At 66.1% G+C, this 18,431-nt stretch carries 19 protein-coding genes and 1 pseudogene; 15 read left to right on the forward strand and 5 right to left on the reverse strand.

The annotated features are described in order from the left end of the window. Positions 1-465 precede the first annotated feature (465 nt). Both NF556_RS19360 and NF556_RS19365 read left to right on the forward strand, forming a co-directional pair. Positions 466-1,527 (forward strand): hypothetical protein, encoded by a 1,062-nt coding sequence (locus tag NF556_RS19360; RefSeq protein ID WP_252592821.1) that lies wholly within the window; start codon positions 466-468, stop codon positions 1,525-1,527. Between the two features lie 102 nt (positions 1,528-1,629). After that, positions 1,630-1,872, forward strand: a complete 243-nt coding sequence (locus NF556_RS19365; protein WP_252592822.1) for a hypothetical protein — start codon at positions 1,630-1,632, stop codon at positions 1,870-1,872. 332 nt (positions 1,873-2,204) lie between these two features. Here NF556_RS19365 and NF556_RS19370 read toward each other — a convergent pair whose 3' ends face one another. Continuing rightward, positions 2,205-2,921 carry an HAD family hydrolase gene (locus NF556_RS19370; RefSeq protein WP_252592823.1) on the reverse strand — a complete coding sequence of 239 codons (717 nt, stop codon included), beginning with the start codon at positions 2,919-2,921 and terminating at the stop codon, positions 2,205-2,207. A gap of 47 nt (positions 2,922-2,968) precedes the next feature. Between NF556_RS19370 and NF556_RS19375 the strand changes: the two genes are divergently transcribed. Continuing rightward, positions 2,969-3,493 carry a pyridoxamine 5'-phosphate oxidase family protein gene (locus tag NF556_RS19375; RefSeq protein ID WP_252592824.1) on the forward strand — a complete coding sequence of 175 codons (525 nt, stop codon included), beginning with the start codon at positions 2,969-2,971 and terminating at the stop codon, positions 3,491-3,493. Between the two features lie 135 nt (positions 3,494-3,628). On the opposite strand, the gene purN is transcribed toward NF556_RS19375, so the two are convergent. Both purN and NF556_RS19385 read right to left on the reverse strand, forming a co-directional pair. Continuing rightward, a complete protein-coding gene (gene purN / locus NF556_RS19380) occupies positions 3,629-4,267 on the reverse strand; it encodes a phosphoribosylglycinamide formyltransferase (protein WP_252592825.1) in 639 nt (212 codons plus the stop codon). A gap of 503 nt (positions 4,268-4,770) precedes the next feature. Continuing rightward, positions 4,771-5,520, reverse strand: coding sequence for a class I SAM-dependent methyltransferase (locus NF556_RS19385; protein WP_252592826.1), 750 nt, complete (start codon positions 5,518-5,520; stop codon positions 4,771-4,773). A 51-nt stretch (positions 5,521-5,571) separates the two neighbouring features. Between NF556_RS19385 and NF556_RS19390 the strand changes: the two genes are divergently transcribed. From NF556_RS19390 to NF556_RS21565, 9 genes and pseudogenes are all read left to right on the forward strand, one after another. Then, a complete protein-coding gene (locus NF556_RS19390) occupies positions 5,572-6,276 on the forward strand; it encodes an alpha/beta fold hydrolase (protein ID WP_252592827.1) in 705 nt (234 codons plus the stop codon). A 53-nt stretch (positions 6,277-6,329) separates the two neighbouring features. Then, the gene (locus NF556_RS19395) at positions 6,330-6,920 is read left to right on the forward strand and encodes a GrpB family protein (RefSeq protein ID WP_252592828.1); all 591 of its coding nucleotides are present in this window, start codon (positions 6,330-6,332) and stop codon (positions 6,918-6,920) included. A 179-nt stretch (positions 6,921-7,099) separates the two neighbouring features. Next, positions 7,100-7,837, forward strand: a complete 738-nt coding sequence (locus NF556_RS19400; protein WP_252592829.1) for a TnsA-like heteromeric transposase endonuclease subunit — start codon at positions 7,100-7,102, stop codon at positions 7,835-7,837. 503 nt (positions 7,838-8,340) lie between these two features. Then, positions 8,341-9,822, forward strand: a complete 1,482-nt coding sequence (locus NF556_RS19405) for a transposase (protein WP_252592830.1) — start codon at positions 8,341-8,343, stop codon at positions 9,820-9,822. Next, the gene (locus NF556_RS19410; RefSeq protein WP_252592831.1) at positions 9,819-10,895 is read left to right on the forward strand and encodes an ATP-binding protein; all 1,077 of its coding nucleotides are present in this window, start codon (positions 9,819-9,821) and stop codon (positions 10,893-10,895) included. The genes NF556_RS19405 and NF556_RS19410 overlap by 4 nt, the downstream gene beginning before the upstream one ends. Continuing rightward, positions 10,864-11,346 (forward strand): annotated as a pseudogene (locus NF556_RS21560) (TniQ family protein); the annotation flags it as partial. The gene NF556_RS19410 and the pseudogene NF556_RS21560, both read left to right, overlap by 32 nt. A 303-nt stretch (positions 11,347-11,649) precedes the next feature. After that, positions 11,650-12,612 carry a hypothetical protein gene (locus tag NF556_RS19415; RefSeq protein WP_252592832.1) on the forward strand — a complete coding sequence of 321 codons (963 nt, stop codon included), beginning with the start codon at positions 11,650-11,652 and terminating at the stop codon, positions 12,610-12,612. 12 nt (positions 12,613-12,624) lie between these two features. Next, on the forward strand, positions 12,625-12,984 hold the full coding sequence (locus NF556_RS19420; protein WP_252592833.1) for a hypothetical protein: 360 nt from the start codon (positions 12,625-12,627) through the stop codon (positions 12,982-12,984). Between the two features lie 210 nt (positions 12,985-13,194). Further along, positions 13,195-13,575, forward strand: a complete 381-nt coding sequence (locus NF556_RS21565; RefSeq protein WP_425607052.1) for an NUDIX domain-containing protein — start codon at positions 13,195-13,197, stop codon at positions 13,573-13,575. Here NF556_RS21565 and NF556_RS19425 read toward each other — a convergent pair. After that, positions 13,550-14,350: a transposase family protein gene (locus NF556_RS19425; protein ID WP_252592834.1), complete on the reverse strand. Its 801-nt coding sequence runs from the start codon at positions 14,348-14,350 to the stop codon at positions 13,550-13,552. The genes NF556_RS21565 and NF556_RS19425 overlap by 26 nt on opposite strands. Before the next feature lie 533 nt (positions 14,351-14,883). Between NF556_RS19425 and NF556_RS19430 the strand changes: the two genes are divergently transcribed. Continuing rightward, positions 14,884-15,399 carry a hypothetical protein gene (locus tag NF556_RS19430; protein ID WP_252592835.1) on the forward strand — a complete coding sequence of 172 codons (516 nt, stop codon included), beginning with the start codon at positions 14,884-14,886 and terminating at the stop codon, positions 15,397-15,399. Positions 15,400-16,763: 1,364 nt separating this feature from the next. After that, a complete protein-coding gene (locus NF556_RS19435; RefSeq protein WP_252592836.1) occupies positions 16,764-17,069 on the forward strand; it encodes a type II toxin-antitoxin system PemK/MazF family toxin in 306 nt (101 codons plus the stop codon). A 42-nt stretch (positions 17,070-17,111) separates the two neighbouring features. On the opposite strand, the gene NF556_RS19440 is transcribed toward NF556_RS19435, so the two are convergent. Further along, positions 17,112-17,765: a hypothetical protein gene (locus tag NF556_RS19440; RefSeq protein WP_252592837.1), complete on the reverse strand. Its 654-nt coding sequence runs from the start codon at positions 17,763-17,765 to the stop codon at positions 17,112-17,114. Positions 17,766-17,830: 65 nt separating this feature from the next. Between NF556_RS19440 and NF556_RS19445 the strand changes: the two genes are divergently transcribed. Beyond that, complete coding sequence (locus NF556_RS19445; RefSeq protein ID WP_252592838.1) at positions 17,831-18,352, forward strand: hypothetical protein; 522 nt, start codon at positions 17,831-17,833, stop codon at positions 18,350-18,352. Positions 18,353-18,431: the final 79 nt, after the last annotated feature.

Below are 18,431 nucleotides of genomic sequence, written 5' to 3' on the forward strand. Positions count from 1 at the left end.
CCGCTGCTCGAACGCAGGCTCGGGTCCTTCATCGACAGGATAGAGGCTCGGGTCGGTCCTCATCCCTTCTTCCCGGACGACGCGATGACACACCGTCCTCGACCCACCCCACTGGTGGACCGGCATCTTGCGGGGTATCTCAACAGGTACCGGTTTGCCGCGATCCCGGCCCCAACGTTCCGGTTCTGCCCTCACTGCCTGGAGGAGTCAGAGGGAGCCTGGCTGAGATCGTGGTGGTCCCTTCTGCCCGCCCTCTGCTCTCGGCACCGCGTCCTGCTGGTAGCGACATGCCCAGGCTGCCACACGGTCCCCCTGAGTACACCAGCCTGGATGGGCGCGGACACCCCGCCGTGGCAGTGCCCGCAGATCACCCGCGCCCAGCCTGCGCCCCGGCGACGGCGCCACAGGTGCGGATACGACCTACGGAGCGCCCCGACGATCGTCCCCGGCCAGGAGCAGCGCCGGTTGCTTGAGCAACTGAGAGACCTGGCCGACCGGGCCACAGCCGACCCGGATGGCACGACGGTGGTCGCCGCCCTGGAGACCACCCATACTGAGCGCCTCGATGCTGTCTGGGAACTCATGGACGAGGCAGTGGGCATCAAGACCGCCCTCGGTACCGATGCTGCCCACGCCGACCTGTTCTTTTCCGCCTGCGCGACGGCTATGGCCGTCCTGGCACAACTCGGCCCTTCGTCAGCCGCGGCCACGGCGGAGGCGGCTGGGCTGCTGGACCCGTCCGGAACTCACACCCCGATCCTGACCACGTACCGTGCCCGGCTGCGCCGTCACAACCCGCTGCTGGCGGCGATCAGGATCCGGTCCTTGGAGCACACGCTGAGCCCCACCGCCCAGCTCACCCTCCGCACGGCCTCGCAGGTGCCGCGGTACCCCGCCCCGTACCTGGGGCGGGGCATCGACAACTGCCCAGAGGTCCTCCCGGGAGAGTCCCGTCTGGCGTGGGTCCCGCAGCTGCTCTGGCCCGGGGCACTGTCCGAATGGATCGCGGACGACGACATCCCCGGGCGAGCGGCCGCGGGCATGCTCCTCGCGCGCATCGGCACCACTCGGGCGTGGTCCATGATCGCTCTCGACATGGGCTTTCCCGCCTCCTTCGCCCCCGTGCCGCCAGCCCTGATCCGCCGGTTACGACGGGCCGGTAGCTGGCCACAGGCCCTGGCTGTCCTGGATGACCTGACCACCAAGCTGGAACACTGCCCTCCCCCAATCGACTACTCCGCGCGCCGGTGGGCAGCCGCCGACACCCGACGCCTGCGGCGCGCCGTCCTCCTCGCCGCAGGCCGAGAAGACCACGACCGTGACCTGACGCCCCCGCAGGTCCAAGCCCTCATGGGTAGCGTCTGGGAGACCTACACCGGCGGTGACCTGCGGTATCACCCAAGCCTTCGCCCCACCCCAGCGGGCAGTCCCGACCCTCTGGCGGCCATCGCCACCGACGCCGTCGCCGTCCTCCACGACCTGGCCGGGTGCCCCGACGACGGACCAGCCCAATGGGTACCGACTTGACTGCCCACCGGGACCAGCCCTCATCCCCCGCGTCTTCCCCACACCGGCGCACCCGCCGGGCCCTCCTACCGGGAAGTCGTCAGAACGGTCGCGGTGAGAGCCATGAACGTGTCCCATCGGGGTGTCACCAAGTCCTGGCTCAAGCAATCCTTGGCAAGTGCCGCCGGGCCCAGCGCCACCCTTCTCCCTCCCTACCAGCGGCACCCGCTGCACTGGCACGTCACAGCCCTAATCAAGCGGCGCCCGGACGCCGGCCACCTCGACCCTCTACTCAACGAGCTGATCGACCACACTCTCGGCCCCAACACCGGCCCCGGACTGAACAGCCCGTGGGATCAGGACTAACTCCACGGTTAGTTCCTTGTTCAGGATGTAGACGACGGGGACGAGCCGGCCCAGGACCTGTTGGAGCTGCCACTGTGTGCTGGCCTCGAACAAGCGGTAGGTCTCTGCGCCGCATTTGGCCTCGACCCTCTCCTGCTGCGACGCAGGCGCGCGAGGCGTAGCAGGTCGCGTGACACGTCTTGGTCTCGTTCCTCCACGTGCACGCACCACTGTGTCCCGATGACGTGCTTCATCGCGAGACGGCTCCCACTGAGTTGGCGCCCGCCACGGTACGGCGCCAGGAGGGTCCTTGCGCAGGGAACTCATGGTCCCCCTCCGCCTCGGCCGTATGTTCAGGCGAGCCGCGAGACCAGATCGGTCAGGTCGGTAATCACGATGCCCGACCAGTTCTGGTCCTCGTCGATCGTGTCGCCACGCATGTCGTCGCTTGGCTGGAAGCGAATGGCACTCATGCCAAGGGCCTCGGCTCCACTCAGCTCGTAGCTTCCGCCGTCCCCGACGTACAAACATTCCCGCGCACTGACTCCGAGCGCTCGGACTGCAGTTAGGTAGGCCTCTGGCTCAGGCTTGCGGTGCCCCGTAAGGCACGAGAATGACACGGCCTCGAAGTGTGGCGACAGCGAGCTCTCGGCCCAGATCAGGGGTGTCTCGGCCGTGCAGTCAGTGACCAGTCCGCGAAGCACCCCGGCAGCACCAAGATCCTCGAGTGCCGAGAGAGCCCAGGTCTGCTCGTGCAGCGAGCGTGTCATCTCGAGTCTCAATGTCGCGGCGGAGGCGACGGCCGCATCAGACGGGGTGACGCCGAGGCACTGGGCCAACGAGAGGACCGTTTCCTGGAGATCGCCGAGGTTCCCGCGCGCCCGGTCGTCGAATGTGTCCCGGACAACTGTCGCCATGCCCTCGGGCGCCACGCCGAGCGTCTTGGCCATAGCTCGTGACACGTTGTCCCGTTCATCCTTAGAACCGCCTGGCACCAAAGTGTTGAACAGATCGAAGAGCACCGCCCGCGGATGTGGCCCTGGGCTCACCCCCCGGGCACGTCCCTCCATGAGCGCAGCCTACTTCGTCTCGCTACACGACTGGGAGAATGCTCACCATGCCTCTGACGAACCCCTGGCTCTCCGGCCCTGCCCCGACAGCGCCCCTCCCCCGCCCTGAACTCGAGGAGAGGATCCTCAACCTCCTGTCCTCACAGAACATGGCGGTCATCGCTACCGTCAACAAGGACGGATCACCGGCCGCCACGCCAGTTCGCTATTTCAGCCTCGGCTTCGAGATTTTCTACACGAGCTGGAACGAGTCGGTGAAGTCGCGCAACCTGCGCCGCGATCCGCGCGTGTCCGCTGGCATCTTCGCTCCCCTGGTAGGCCAAGCCAGCAGTCGGGGGGCGCAACTCTTCGGTGCGGCGCGGACACTGGAGCGGTCCGAGTCCGAGGCTGGCCACTACTGGGAGGCTCTCCGATGGCAATCAGACCACGTTGAGCGCGGCCGGTCCCTGGATGAAGCGCCGAGCGACCCGATCACGATCATCACGCCCACCCGCATTCTCTACACGGAGCACTGGTTGCGCCGCTCCGGCTACGCAGCGCGCCAGACTTGGCAACCCGGCGACCCACACTGAACCACCTCGCCGGCAACTGTCGCGAACCACGAGCACACGAACGGTGGCGACGCCACTGCCGCCAAGACCTTCGTCACCGCATCACCGCACCCGCATCCCGAACCCCCACCTGACCAGCAACGACGCCCTCAACGGTTAAACGACACGCGCAGGCCACGCCGCCCGTCCGATTGCACCACAGTATTCAGTGAGCCATTGGACAAGGAGAGCCTTCTCCGCTGCTTGGACACGGACTCGCAGGCTCGCGACGTCGTCGTTTGGTTCGACTGGGACGACAACCTGGGCAAGAACGGGACCTTCGTCGTACTCGGGTGTCACGGAATGGATCGAGGCACCAGTCTCGGTGGCGCCGGCGGCGAGAACCGCTTCATGGACGCGATCGCCGTACATTCCGACTCCTCCGTAAGCTGGGAGTAGCGCGGGGTGGGTGTTCACGATGCGCCCGCCCCAGCGTTCTAGCGTCCGAGGCCCGATCTTTTTCAAGAACCCGGCGAGTACCAAGAGATCTGCGCCAGCGGACTCAAGCGCCTTGGTCATAGCAGCGTCGAGGTCAGCAGGGTCAGGATGCGTGACACCGCTCAAATGGAGGGTTGGAACCCCGCGTTCACGTGCGCGCTCAAGGACTCCGGATCGGCTCTTGTTGCTAATGACGAGGCACACTTCGGCGTGGACTGACGAGCCTGCAACGTCCATAATGCGTTCAGCTGTCGTTCCGGAACCTGATCCAAGAATGGCAACACGGACGACCGGGCGGCGAACCTCCGGCAGTGACATGCAAGAGAGCGTACCCACAGACGTGCCTGGCTGGATCGACTACGAGCAATTCACCATGGGCGCAGCGCCACGACCAGGAGATGTCGGGCCCCGCCCCGATCCCCTACCTGTCCACGACGCAGACGGCCACATGGTCCTCGGCACCGCCGAGGTCGACGCGACCTACCCTAGTCATCCCGACCTTCGCGAAACGGCACAGATCTATCGACGGTCTGTGCTTGCCCACCAGCGGATCAAAGCCCGCCCGGAGCGTGCGCCGGCATCGCGCGGTGACGTCCGCACACAAGCAGTTGCGCAAAATGCCGTACCTGCGAACTGGCCACCTGAGGATTCCGACAAGGTGGTGAGACATCCTGCGTCTCGTCAAGGTGTCGGCGCGCAGGTCAGCGGACTGCTCCCCTGACAGGTCGCGCGAGAACCTACAAGCAGGCGCAGAGCAGGGGGATCAGGAGACACAGATTCGTCCGGTCGGCGAGGAGCGGCAGGCTGGTGAGGGTCGGGGGTCACCGGTCTCCTGTGGTGCTGCGGAGCAGGTGCAGCACGGTGACGTAGTGCTCGGTCACCGAGCCTGGTTGTGCTGCCGCGGCGGCCTGGACCGCATCGAGCTCTCCCGGGTCCTGCCAGTCGCTGAACGTTGCGAACAGAGCGCGCAACTCGTGCGCGTCCAGGTCGATCTGCCACGGCCACTGCCAACTCCGGACCAGGCGGAAGTTTCCCATCGCTTCCAGTTCCTCCACGCTCGGTCGGGGGTCCAGCGGGTCGTGGGGTCGGTCGCTCGGGCTGCGACGGGCGACGATCTCGCGCACAGCCTGCCGGAACGGCGTCCACACCCGCGGGTCGCCGTAGACCGTGCGCCATACGGCCATCAGCCCACTTGGCCCCAACGCCCGGTCGAGCCGGGGGAGCATCGTCGGCAGGTCGACCCAGTGCATCGACGTAGCTGCCACCACCGAGTCGAACGAGCGCGCCGGCAGGTCCACGTCCTCGATCCGGGAGACGACGACGCTCGACTCGGGGCACGTCCGCCGGAGCCGGGCGGCCAGGCCGGGGCCTGGCTCGACCGCGACCACCGCACTTCCGCGACGGACGAGCTCCTTGGTGGCCTCACCACTGCCGGCCCCGATCTCCAGGATCCGCCGACCCGCCCCGATCACGCCGTGCTGGGCAAGGGTGTCGTACAGAACGCTCGGGTAGGGCGGGCGTGCCGACCCGTACGACGCGGCCACCGACTCGAAATGGTTCCCATCCCTCACCTGCACCATCCTGCCCCCAGCGCACAGGCCGGTCGTGTCAGAATGCCCGTCGTGGACTCCGAGCACATCACAGCCGACGACGGCGTGTCCCTCCAGGTCCTGACGTGCGGTGCGGGGCCCGATGTCGTCGTCCTGTCGGGCGGCCCGGGAATGGTGCACTATCTCGCGGAGGAGTCGCTGGCACCTGACGGCTTTCGCTGCTGGTTCCCTGTCCCGCGAGGTGTTTCGCCCTCTGAAGGCGGTCCGCACGACATGGCTCGCGCGATCGAGGACCTGGAAGCGGTGCGCCAGGCCAACGGGATCGAGTCATGGATCGTGCTTGGCCACTCCTGGGGTTCAGATCTTGCCGTGCGCTACGCCCTCGACCACCCTCGTCGCGTCAGAGGCCTGGTCGGCATCGCCGGTCACGGGTTGCACCGCGACCGCGAGTGGTCCGCTGCCTACGAGGCGGGCAAGGCGGCAGCGCCCCGCATCGACGTCCCGTGGGTCCCCGAGGTGCACGCCGCGCTGTGGAGCTCCTTCAAGAAGTGGATCCACGAACCCACACTGTGGCGCGATCTCGCCGACAGCGCTGTCCCCATGCGCTTCATCGCAGCCGGCGGCGACATCCGGCCGAACTGGCCGCTGCAGCAGCTCGCCGTGCTGGTCCCCGGAGGGTCTTTCGAGGTGGTGGCCGACGTGTCCCACGACTTCTGGACCACCGATCCCGAGCTGTGGCAGACGACCTGCACCACCGCATGCGACCACCTGCTCTGACTGACCGGACATCGGCGGCAGGCAGTGTCACCAGGCCGTGGGACGGTAAGGAGGTGGAGACCGACAGGCACTACCCCGCCGAGCGGGTGGTCTCGTATGACGCGCACTGGCCGAGCGCATATCGAGACTTCGCCGCCGGGCTGTTTCACGCCTTAGGCCTGGCATGGGAGGTCGAGCACGTTGGCTCGACCTCCGTGCCCGGACTCGTGGCCAAGCCAGTCATCGACCTGGCATTGCGCCTCCCAGCAGAACAACCCCTGACACATGCTGCCAAGACCCTCGTGCGCGCGGGGTGGACAACACCGGTCAGCCTCGGCGACCACTGGGCCACATTCCACCTCCACGACCACGTGCGCACCGGGATCGGACACATCTTCACCGCTGACCAGTGGGACCAGGCCCACGTGCGGCTCTTCGCCCGTTGGCTCCGCGAGTATCCCGACGACCGCGACCGCTACGCACGGCTCAAGGTCGACCTCCTCGACCGCGGACTCTGGGGCGGCGACTACACGGCAGCCAAGACCCGATTCGTCCACGAGATCGTGAACCGCGCCCGCGCCGAGGACGGACTTCCGCCCCTGACCCATCTCCGAGGGCGTGGCCGCTCGGAGTCGCGGTGCCCGGTGAGGATTCCGACAAGATAGTGACAACGCAAGTCGGTCACCTTCTTGTCAACATGCAGGCCAGCGCCCTGCCCGGATGACAGATCGTCGGGGAACCTACAGAGGCCGTGTAGGTTCCGGTGAAGTTGGCAGTAATCTCACCTATCTGACAGTGGCGTGTCAGTAGTCTCATCTATCTGTCAGTGCGCCACGATGGACTCATGGGCGGTCGCGAGGTCTCCTTGCGGTACTGCAACGGCGCCGGTGACGAGGTCACGACGACGTGGAGAGAAGCGCGTGCTGATCTGATCGTCGAGGGTCTTCCGGTTCGCATCCCGCCGTCCTACCGGGGGCAGGGGCACTACCCGGGACTGTTCTGGTCGGCGACAAATCAGAGGACTCTGGTTTACGAGAGCCTGCTCGAGCTGGACCGGCTGTGGTTGGCGGACTTCGACCAGACCGTCGTAGGTATAGCAACCCAACCGTTCCAGATCACCGGCAGCGGCGCCGGCGCCCAGCCTTCGCATGTGCCAGATGTCCTCCTGGTCCATACCGACCGCGCGGTCACGTTGGTCGACGTGAAGCCGACCGAGTTCCTGGAGAGGCCCGAGGTGCGGACCCAGTTCGACTGGACACGAGGGTTGTGCCGGGACAAGGGCTGGCGCTACGAGGTCTTCTCTGGGGGAGATCCAGTCGTGCTGCGCAACATCAGGGCTTTGGCTGTCGGCCGTCGCCCCGAGCGACTACCTGGCGGTGTCCTCGATCAGGCGCGGGCGGTCCTCGCTCCAGGGGACGTCACCCTGAGCGAAGCAGTCGGTCGCAAGCCGGCGACTTGCGAGGACGTCTCGTGGCACGTGGCCATCCTTGGGTGCCTGTGGCGGGGTGAAGCATGGGCCGACCTCCGACGACCTTTGGGCACTAACACGGTGCTAACTCGCGCAGCGGTGGTGCCGGTGTGAGCCCGGAGAGCCTGGACGTGTCAGTCGGTGCGCGACTCTGGTGGCAGGGAAGTGCCTGGACGGTGGTCGAGCACGATGGCGTGGGCGTGCTTTTGCGTTCGGGCGACAGCTTCAAGAAGGTCCACGCGCCCTCGCTCGTCGGAATCGCGGAGGCTCTCGACGATCGGCCCGTCGAGGGCACTGACACAGAGTTAGACGCGATAGTTCTGGCGTCGCTGAGCCCAGTGCAGCGTGCGGAAGTTGACCGGCAGGCGAAGGTGTTCGACGAGCTTCTCCTCGCCTCTTGCGATACTCCCATCGATGACCGCTACCGGGCCGCCGCGGAGCGCCTCGGGATCTCCCTTCGCACCGCCTATCGACGAGGGCAGCGCTACAGCGAGAGGGGCCTCGTAGGGCTGATCGACACTCGCAGGCTCCAGCCTCGCCGGCCCACGGTCGACCCAAAGTGGGACGCCGCGTGCCTTGAGGTTCTCCACAGCTATCGAGACGCGTCGAACCCCACGATGAAGTCTGTGCTGGGCAAGACCAATGCGCATTACCTCACCCAGGTCCCGGAGGGTACAGTTCCCTCGCGCGCGGTGGCCTACCGGCGCATTCGCGAGCTCGACAAGGGGCATTACACGTTCGGTGCCGCCAAGCAGCGCAGGTCGGTGGCCGAGCGACCGCAGGGCGTCATGGGTCGTCTGCGGGCGGACCGCCCTGGTCAGTACGTGGTGCTGGACACCACCCGCCTGGACGTGTTCGCGATGGAGCCGGTGACCGGTCGGTGGGTGAACACTGAATTGACGATCGCGAAGGACCTCTACTCCCGGTGCGTCCTCGGTTTGGCCCTGCGGGCTGTGTCGACCAAGGCGCAAGACGTGGCATCGGTGCTGTTTCAGGTGGTCACTCCGCAGCAGTGGGGGCCGACCGTTGACGGCACGGTCACGGCGCCCTACGTCGGTGTCCCGGACAACTTGATCACGATGACCACTGGTGCACTACCGGACACGATCGTGGTCGACCACGGCAAGGTGTACCTGTCTGGGCACACCAAGGCCGTGTGTCACCGTCTCGGGATCAACATCCAGCCCGCGATCCCGCACAAACCGACGGACAAGCCGACCATGGAACGGTTCTTTCGGACGCTGCGCCAGCAGCTCTTGGAGCACCTCCCCGCTTACAAGGGCCCGGACGTCTACTCACGAGGTAAGGATGTGGAGGCCGAGGCGTTTTACTACGTCCCCGAACTGGAGGCGATCATCCGCGAGTGGGTCGGGATCTACCACCACACCCCTCATCAGGGATTGTGCGACCCGAGGCTGCTGGAGGTGGACCTGTCCCCGGCAGAGATGTTCGCCAGGGGCGTCGCCGTCGCCGGGGTGCTACGCCTTCCGGCCAGCCAGGATCTGCGGATGGAGTTCCTCGACGTTGCCTGGCGCACGATCCAGCACTATGGCGTGGAGATCGACGGGCGGCGCTATGACGGCCCTGGCCTGAACCTGCACCGCGGAGTCCGTTCTCGACACGGTGGCGCCCACCCGGGCAGGTGGCCGATCATGGTCGACCGCGATGACGTCCGCACCGTCTTCTTCCAGGACCCGGACACCAAGTCCTGGCACGATCTGGTGTGGGAGCACGCCCCTGGCCTGGATGCCCCGTTCAGCGAAGAAGCAGCGGCCTACACCCGGCGTCTGAGCCTGAAGGAGGACCGTCACGTCGACCCGGGCGCCGCGTTGGCGGACCTGCTGCAGCGCTACAGCACGGGAGCGGTCACCGATAGGCGCGAGAAGAACCTCGCCCGTCGACTGGCCACCCAGCTCACTCACGAGCCTGGAGTGGGAGCGTCGATGCTGGAGACAGCTTCCATACCGGGAGTCGTCGACCTCTTGGCTCACCTCGACCGCCGCCGGTCCAGACCCCAGGTCTCCGATGACCTGGACGTGTTCGAGCGCTACTACGCCGAGCACCCGGACTCGGTAGGGCTGGAAGTGTTCGACGAATGAGCGCGCCGACTCCGTGGGGGGCCTGGCTGGAGGAGTACGACACCGCCAGCTACCAGTTGTCCCGCAAGGCCGGGTGGGACGCCTTCGTCAACGCAGCGCCCAGGCCCAGGTTCGAGGTTCTCACCCGCGCCGAGATGCGGGCCCTGGACGAGGACACGCTCGCGGACTATAACGAGGCCCGGCGCGTGTGGAACGCCAACCCGCCGACGATCAAGACCCAGCAGTTGACTCGGGCCTTCCAGGTCCTGGAGCAGGTGATGGCCTCGGGCCGCCGCGACGGGGACAAGCTGCGCGGGTCCGCGGTCGTCGACGCCGAGCCGGGACTGGGCAAGACAACGATCGCGACCAGGTTCGCCCGCGAGGTCCATCGCCGCGGGTACCGCCGCCATGGCCCGTTCACCGACGACGGCAGTCAGCGGCTGCCGGTCGCGTTCGTGCCGCTGGCCGCTGGGGTCACGTTGAAGGGGTTGAACCAGCAGATCCTGAAGTTCTACGACCATCCCGCCGCGGAGCGTGCGAATAACCGGACGCAACTGACCTCGCTGGCCGTGGACTGCGTCACGACCTGCGCGACGCGGCTTGTCGTGATCGATGACCTGCACTTCATCGACTTCCGGCACAAGAATGGTATCGAGGTGTCCAACCATCTCAAGAGCCTGGCCAACGCGCTACCTGTCACATTCCTGTACGTCGGGGTGAATCTGATGGCTAAACGGTTCTTCGACGAGGGCATGGACGGTGAGCAGGCCGTCTACGCTCAGATGAGCCGACGGGCGACCCGGTGCCCGGTCACCCCGTTCAGCATCGACAATGACGCCGGCGCCCGCGCCTGGACCGACCTACTGTCCACCTTGGAGCGGCACCTCATCCTGGCCGATGGCGAACCGGGCATGCTCGTGGCCCAGGCCAAGGAGCTGCACCGCCGCACCCAGGGGCGGATCGCGTCCCTGACCAACCTCATCGACCGCGCCGCCTACCTGGCCATCGCCTCCGGGACCGAGTCCATCAACGCCGAGATCCTGGAGTCCGCCCTAACCGACAATGCCGCCCACCGCCTGGCCGGCACAGCCTGACCCGCAGTCCGCAGGCCAAGGCCGCGGGCTACGGGGGGTGCCTGGCGGGTATGACATCAACCGGTGGCCGATCGCGGTCCCACCAGCACCGGAGGAGCACCCCGTGAGTTGGTTGTGGCGGCTGGCCGACCGGTACGGCCTCTCTGCAGCAGCGACGTTGGTCGCTCTGGGCATACCCCGCGCCGCAGCATCCGTGCCCACGCTCGAGGAGCACCTGCGCGGCCACGGTGCCACCCTCACCGAGCGGCTCGGCCCGCACCACCCCTTCGGCAGCGAACGGTTCCCGGCTCAAGGCCCGGTCCTGGATGCCGAACTGGAGAGGTATGCACGGACCTATCGGACCGGGCGCACCCCCTCCCCCACGTTCCGCTACTGCCCTCACTGCCTGACCGAGGAAGGCACATGGTCACGGTCGTGGCTGACCCGGCTGCCCGGCATCTGCCCCACCCACGAGGTGCTGCTCCTCATCTCCTGTCCGAGCTGCGAGAAAGTGCCGTTCAGCAAACCCTTCTGGCTGACAGTCACCAGCCCCCTCTGGGCCTGCCCGCAGGCCAGCGGCGAGCAACCCGAACCACGACGACACCGACACCGCTGCGGCCAGGACCTGCGAGAAGCTCCCACCCACCGGCCGAGCGCTGATCAGGCCCACTGCCTGAGTGCCCTGAACGACATGGCCACGGCCGGGGCAACCACTCCGCGATCCACCCTCACGGTGGCCGACATCCAGACGACCCACCGTGACCACCTTGACGCCATGTTCGAACTCGTCGACGAACTCGTCGGTGTCAAGACGTCCCTCGCCCGCGACTGCGAACCTACGGACGATTTCGTCACCGCGGCACAGGTCGCGCTCTCGGTGCTGAACCAGCCCTCCGCAGATCAGGCTGCTGGGATGGCCGAGCAGCACGGCCTGCTGAACCCCGCGGGAAGGCACACACCGTTGCTCACCGACTCCCGGCTGCGGCGACGACTGCATAACCCCCTCTTGGCTGCGATCCGCCTCCAGTCTCTCGCAACTTCGCTGTCGCCAACGGCGCAACTGACCTTCCGCACCGCCTCAGCCGTCCCGCGTTACCCCGCCCCGTACCCGCCCGGCGAGATGCAGGACTACCCGACGAACTGGCCCGGCCAGACCCGACTGGATTGGATCCCTCAACTCATCTGGCCAGGCGTGCTCACCCCGTGGATCGAGGACCAGAACATCCCTGCCCGCGCGGCCGCGTCCATGCTGCTGGCAAGAGTGGGCAGTACCCGGCCCTGGTCGCTCATCGCCTTGGATCTGGGCCTCCCAGCTGCTTTCGGCACCACCCCGCCAGCACTGGTCAAAGGCCTGCGCCGTACCGGACTTTGGGAGTCCTTCCTCGCGGCGCTGGACGATCTCGCCACCGCATTGGAGGACGATCCACCACCCATCGACTACTCCGCCCGCCGCTGGGCCGCCTGCACCCCCTTGCACATGTACGGGGCCATCAAACAGGCTCGCCTGATCTATGGAGAGTGCGACATCAGCGACGACCGCCACCTGGCCAGGAAGACCTGGGGGCTCTACACCGGCGGGCATGGTTCCTTCTTTCCCGGCACAGACATCTCCGGCCCCGTTGTTGAGGAAACCGAGCCCAGTCCGCTGGGCGACCGCATCACCAGATTCACGGCGGAAACCCTGCACCACCTGGCCGGGCAGCCCGACCATGGCCCGCTGGAGTGGCGCCCACCTTGACTACAGCACACCGTGACCGAAGGCAGCAGCCGGATCCCGTCGCCGTCCGGCCGGAGCACAATCGGGATCGGCTATGAGCAGATCGCCCGCAGCATCGCCCTCGACGCCCTCGACCTGGGCCGAGCCCCGTCCGCAGGCTGGGTTGCCGCGCGCGTGGCCGAGCACGGCCTCCCCTGGGGCGAGTTCAACGAAGATGCCTGGCACCAAAGAATCTGGTGGCTCGCCAGCCACATGAAACCCGGCCGAGCCCCCAGCGACGACGAAGTCGTCGCCGTCCGTGTCCATCACTCGTTCGGCACCAGCAGCCGACGACTGCACCCCCTGCAACGGTGGAAGGACATCCTCGAAGGCACCGACGCAGTGGCAGGCTGACCCGTCCAACGTCGGCGCGGCCGGGCTGGTGTGCTCGGCTGAGTATCGTGCTGTTGCGCACCTCCCGAAGAGTCTGCGAGTTGGATGGGCGCCGTTCCCGTCCCCGCTCAGCGAACTGGGCATACTGAATCCCCATAATGCGGATTCAACGCGACACGGCCCGCATCATCCCGGTGAGTCCGCAAGGACGAGCGCTCCTACTTCGTGGGCATGACCCGGCAAGCACCAGATACTTCCTATTGGTTCACGATCGGTGGCCAGATCGAGGAGCCAGAGTCAGCACGGAACACCGCCATTCGGGAGTTGAAGGAAGAGACTGGCATCGTCGCGACGGAGGACGACCTCATCGGCACCATCCACCCACGGTCAACACTCGTACGCCTTCAACGGCATCACGTACCACTCCCGATCCGTGTTCTTCGTACTACCAATCGCCGAGCGCACGATCCGGCCACACGGGCTACCCGGGGAGATCGTCACAGCGACCGGGTGGTGGGACGAGCACGGCATCCGGAACGCCCCGCTATCCAACCCCGAGATTGCGGACATCGTCAGCGAGGCTTTCTCACCAGCGGCTGCGCTGCATGGTGAGTAGGACGAGGGCGGCGGCGATGATGTCGCCGATTCTCCTGGGGCAGACGGTGACGCGGCGTAGCGCCTTCCAGGTCGACTTCAGCAGGGCGTTGGCGCGTTCGGCCGGTGCCCGCAGGACGCTGAGCAGCTGGTTGCGGGTCTGGTTGTCGGGGTCCAGGTTGGCGCCTTTGGTCGGGACGTGGATGCCGATGCCGGCGCCGGTGTAGCCCTTGTCGGCCAGCGTGGGCATCCCGGCGGCGGCCGCCGGGTACAGGGCGCCGAGCGCGTGGGCGCGGGCGGCGGTGATGTCGTGGGTGCGGCCGGGTTCGACCTCGCTGGTCCAGACCGGGAACCCGTCGGGGTCGGTCAGCACCTGGATGTTGCCGCCGTGGGCCCGGTGCTTGCCCGAGTACCACAGGTCGTGCCCGGCCTCGGAGCGGGCGCCCGAGCGGGTGGTCTCGATCAGCGTGCCGTCCAGGCACACGAACGCCCACCCCTGCTCCAGACCCTGGGCCAGCACGTCCCCTAGCTCGGGGGCCCGGTCCGCGATGACCTCCACGGCCTCGTGCAGGTACCGGTAGGCGGTGGCCTGGCTGATCCCGGCATCGCGGGCCAGCAGGTGCACGGCGGTGTCGTCCTTGAACCAGCGCAGCACCAGCAGCGCCTGGGTCCAACTGGTCGCCGCCCGCTGCCAGGGCCGCACGTCATTGGCGCGGCGGTGGGCCTGTACCCAACCCGAGACCCGGGCCACGGTAGAGAAGGGGACCTCGAGGGTGGCACGATAGGTGATCACGTGGGGTCCTGGTCCTGTCCTGTTCGGCTTCTTGGTCGAAACCGAATCTGACACCCAGGACCCCACGCCTACGTCAGGACACGCCGTCCCCGCAGGTCACACCAGTCACCCCAGTCACAGGATCGCCTGCTGGTGAGAAAGCCTCAGTCTCGCCATCAGAACCGCGCAAGCCCAAGGAAGCCGCTGACCCAACGCAAACTGCTGCGGCGGAAGCCATGGTCGCTGCCGGTCAGTCTCGGAGCAACTGCAGCTCGTCACCCCAGTCGTCGATGATGGGCTTCAACAGTGGCCCGGCACGTTGTTGGTCGAAAGTGGGGCAGAGCGTTCAGACCTGCGGTCCGGTGACGATGAGTCTCGGCGGACCATTGACAGCGAGGGAGCTTGATGGGAGTCTGACTGTTGAGGTGACCCGCCAAAGGTGGGCGCGACGTGCTCACGAACACAACGGGTGCCGGAACGGAGTTCGGGCCATGCGGGAAAAGTCTCAGTTTAAGGCGCTTCCAGCACTGGGAGTCGCGAGCCTCGCGCTCGTTGTGAGCGCCCTCGTCAGCGGGCCACCGGCGTTCTCAGGAGGGGAGGTGTTGCCGAATGTTGACAAGACCTACATTGATGAATCCGGCGTAATTCACTATACTTTCGATCCTGAGAGCATGCCAGGGGCAACATTGAGCCGAGAAACGACGGATCTACTATCTGATGGATCATGTGATCTTACCGCCAGCGGAGGAGCAAGCGGCAAAGCGGGTGATCCAACCATAACGGTGGGTTCCGAGATATCGTTCGATCCCGATACATGCGAGAGATTAATGGCAACAGCATCGTATCCGCTTGATCGCGCACCTCAATCTGTTCTGGATACGCTAACCCCGACAGATGGCACGCGGGTCGATTCCGAGCACTTGTCGGGCGGGTTTCATCCAAATGCCACTTGGTTTGGTAAACTGAAGGCCTATATCGAGGACCCCATCCAGATCGACGTTTCTTCTACTACCTCTGAGCACACATGGAACTCGAGCGGTGGAGAAAGTCATAACCATCGATGGGGCTAGTATACGCCATCAGGTTGGTCGCGGACGGATTACTCCGCAATCAATGGAAGTTACTACACAGACACCACCGGCTGGTTCACCAACCTCGTTTTCTGCAACCCTTTCCTGGACACGCAGACGTTTCATAGGCAAACAATCTTCCGCGGATACACGAACGGAACCTGGAGTTGGGATTACAGCATGAACAAGGGTGGTGGAGATGGTGACTGTAGCTACCTCCTCAACTATCGCTATACAGCCGTCACCCCCTAATTCTGTGAGAGTGGGTCTTACATGCTTTCTCAGGAGCTTAGAAAGAGGGAGGGAAGCCCTTTTACTAGTCCGTGGCTCTATGTGACATTTGTCGTCACACTCCTTCTCTCACCGCTACTGTTCTGGATCTCGTTAGTAATTGGGGCGCCAACCGTAGTCGCCGGCGCCCTGTGGGGTCGGCGCTCGGTGACCGCAATCGGGTTGGGTCTAATTCTCGGAGGCTTGCCCTACCCGCTGTTAGGATTCGTGCAGAACATCTAGCCTGAAGGCTCTGGTAGACGTCACGAGGGGATCGGAGTAACCGGGGCGACGCGATTGCCGAGGACCGCCGTTTCAAGGTCGAATGCGTCGACGACGACAGCGACATCCACCTGGAGGCCGAGACCGACGGCGACGGCTGGGTTACGGTCGGTGACCTCACCGATGGGTCCAAGCACGGCTGGACGTGCTTCCCCGTTCGGGGGCTGCGCCAACGTGCGGGTCCTCATGAAGTGGGCAGAGAGCGGAGAGGCCCACGAGAAGGCGTTCACCACCACTCTCACCTGAGATTGGGGGGGTCCTACTATATCAGAACGCTGGCGATAGTCGCGAGGCCGGCCAGCGCCGACAGCGTCGACGAGCGATAGGTGGAGGGTGTGCCGTCGCCGTGCGCGACGAGGGATATAGCCGCGATGACGGCGCCCCGGCAGCGTTGTTGGGACGAGAACTCTGAGCAAGAGGGTGTCTCATGCTCATTAGCCCTTTGCGAGGGCTCTCTAACAGTGCGCGGTGGCCGACTTTGCGCCGAGCGGTCCGAACTATCCAGAACGAACCACCCACGGTGACCCGCGCGTCAGGAGGCGATCTTGCACCGGCACGCCGCGGCCTGTCCCGTAAGGCCCGTCCGCTTTGGGCATCTGGGACGCGGGCGTCCAACGGAACGCTCGTGCCTGAGGATTTGGACAAGATAGTGAGAACGCGGGCGTGCGAGCTTCTTGTCAACCCACAGGTCACAGCGCCGCACCGATGACAGATCGCGCGAGAACCTACAGCCGTGATATCAAGGACGACCCCCAGGATCGCGCGGAGATCGAGGCGATCCAGGAGGACCGGACCGCGCTACAAGGGACGCCATGAGGGGTGAGGTCCACCGGCTGCCCGCCCGCGGCAAGGGCCACGAGCAGCAGGGCCGCCGGTATGCCGTGGTCCTGCACCCGGACTGGCTCACCCTCAGCACCTGGATCGTCGCCTTCACCAGCACCAGCGCTCGACAGACCACTTTCCGACCCGAGGTCGAGGTCGCCGGTCAGCGCACCCTCGTGATGTGCGACCAGATCGCCACCGTCGACCTGAACTGTCTCGCCGAGCGCGCTGGCTATCTCACCCTTCAGGAGATGCAGCGCGTTGACGAAGGACTTTCCTTGGTTCTTGATCTGTAACACCGGGCGACCGACCCCTTGAGCTCTTGCGACGCGCACGGCTCACCCGAGCCACCAGGGCTTGAGATCAATCAGCCAGTGACTGCGCAGCGTGAGCGCACGCTCAAGTGATGCCGCGGTGCCGGCGACGAGCAGGCTGGTGTTGGCCCAGCCAGGCAACGAGATCGGTGAGGTGTAGGTGCCGAACCTGTCCCCCACCACCTCCCACTGGGTCAGCGCCTCGAGCAGTTGTGGCCCAAAGAGCACTAACCCAAGCAGCAGGATCACGCTGGCCACTCGGCCGATCCACTTGCTGAGAACAGGGAATCGATGGTCAGTCACCGCGCGCCAGTACTCGGCGCTGTGCCGGACCGGCGTCAGGGTGTGCTCCTGGCCACCGTCGTCTGGCACCAGGTGTATCCGCCTGAGTCCGGTGGACCCGACCGAGACCTCGACAACCCCGCCGGGCACCGGGAACGCGGTGGGCTGCTCGGACACCAACTCCTGCCGCCCGTCCACATAGAAGTCGACCGTGCCGTCCGCGCTGAAGTACCTGACGTCAGCCGCGTAGTCACGCGCGACGCCGTCCTCGTCGGCTAGCTCGATGTGAAAGACCGAGCGGCTCAGCATCTGCCAGGGACGGTGCGGCTGCAGCGCGCTGCCGTCCCCCGGCTCGGTCCTGGGCAGCTGTCGCTTGCCCCGCCACTTCGACCACACGTCGAGCTTCCCCTCGTCGCTTCCGAACCAACCCTAGTGGAGTGCTGTGCGAGAGACTGGGACTCATGCACAGCGCCGCCGAGACAGAGACGATCACGATCCAGGTCGGCGGACTGACACGCGCCGACATCGTCCGGAACCTGCAGCAGGCGGGCGTGCAACTCAACACCCACGCCGAGACGCTCCTGGCGGGGCCGGAGTTTGACGCTCCGAGGGAGCGGACCCTGCGCATCGTGGAGCGCACCGTGGCCGAGCTCGGGCTCCCAGAGGGTGATGTCCAGTCCCGGGTCTACGCAGCCGCCCGGGCGCAGGGACTGCACCTGTGCCCACTGATCACTGGCCCCTGGCTGCGCCTGGCCCTGCTGGACCAAACTGGCGCACCCGACTCCGTGCTATCCGCCGGTCGAGCGCCCACCGGCGCGATCCACATCGCCTCCGCCCCCGTGAGCGACGATGTGGAGCACCCCAAGGGCTTCTACCTGCGCGTCGTCGACGGAGTGCCCTGGTTGCGTGGTTACCGCTGCGATGACACCTACGTCTGGCCGGCCGACCAACGCCTCGCGTTCGCGCTCCCCGACCAGACCTGACAGGTCGCCCGCGCAGGCGCGGAACGTGAACGGCTGACCCTGCAGGGGAGAAAACCCGTTGCTACCCATAAAATATGTC

This window comes from Ornithinimicrobium faecis (assembly GCF_023923225.1).
Lineage (GTDB): Bacteria > Actinomycetota > Actinomycetes > Actinomycetales > Dermatophilaceae > Ornithinicoccus > Ornithinicoccus faecis.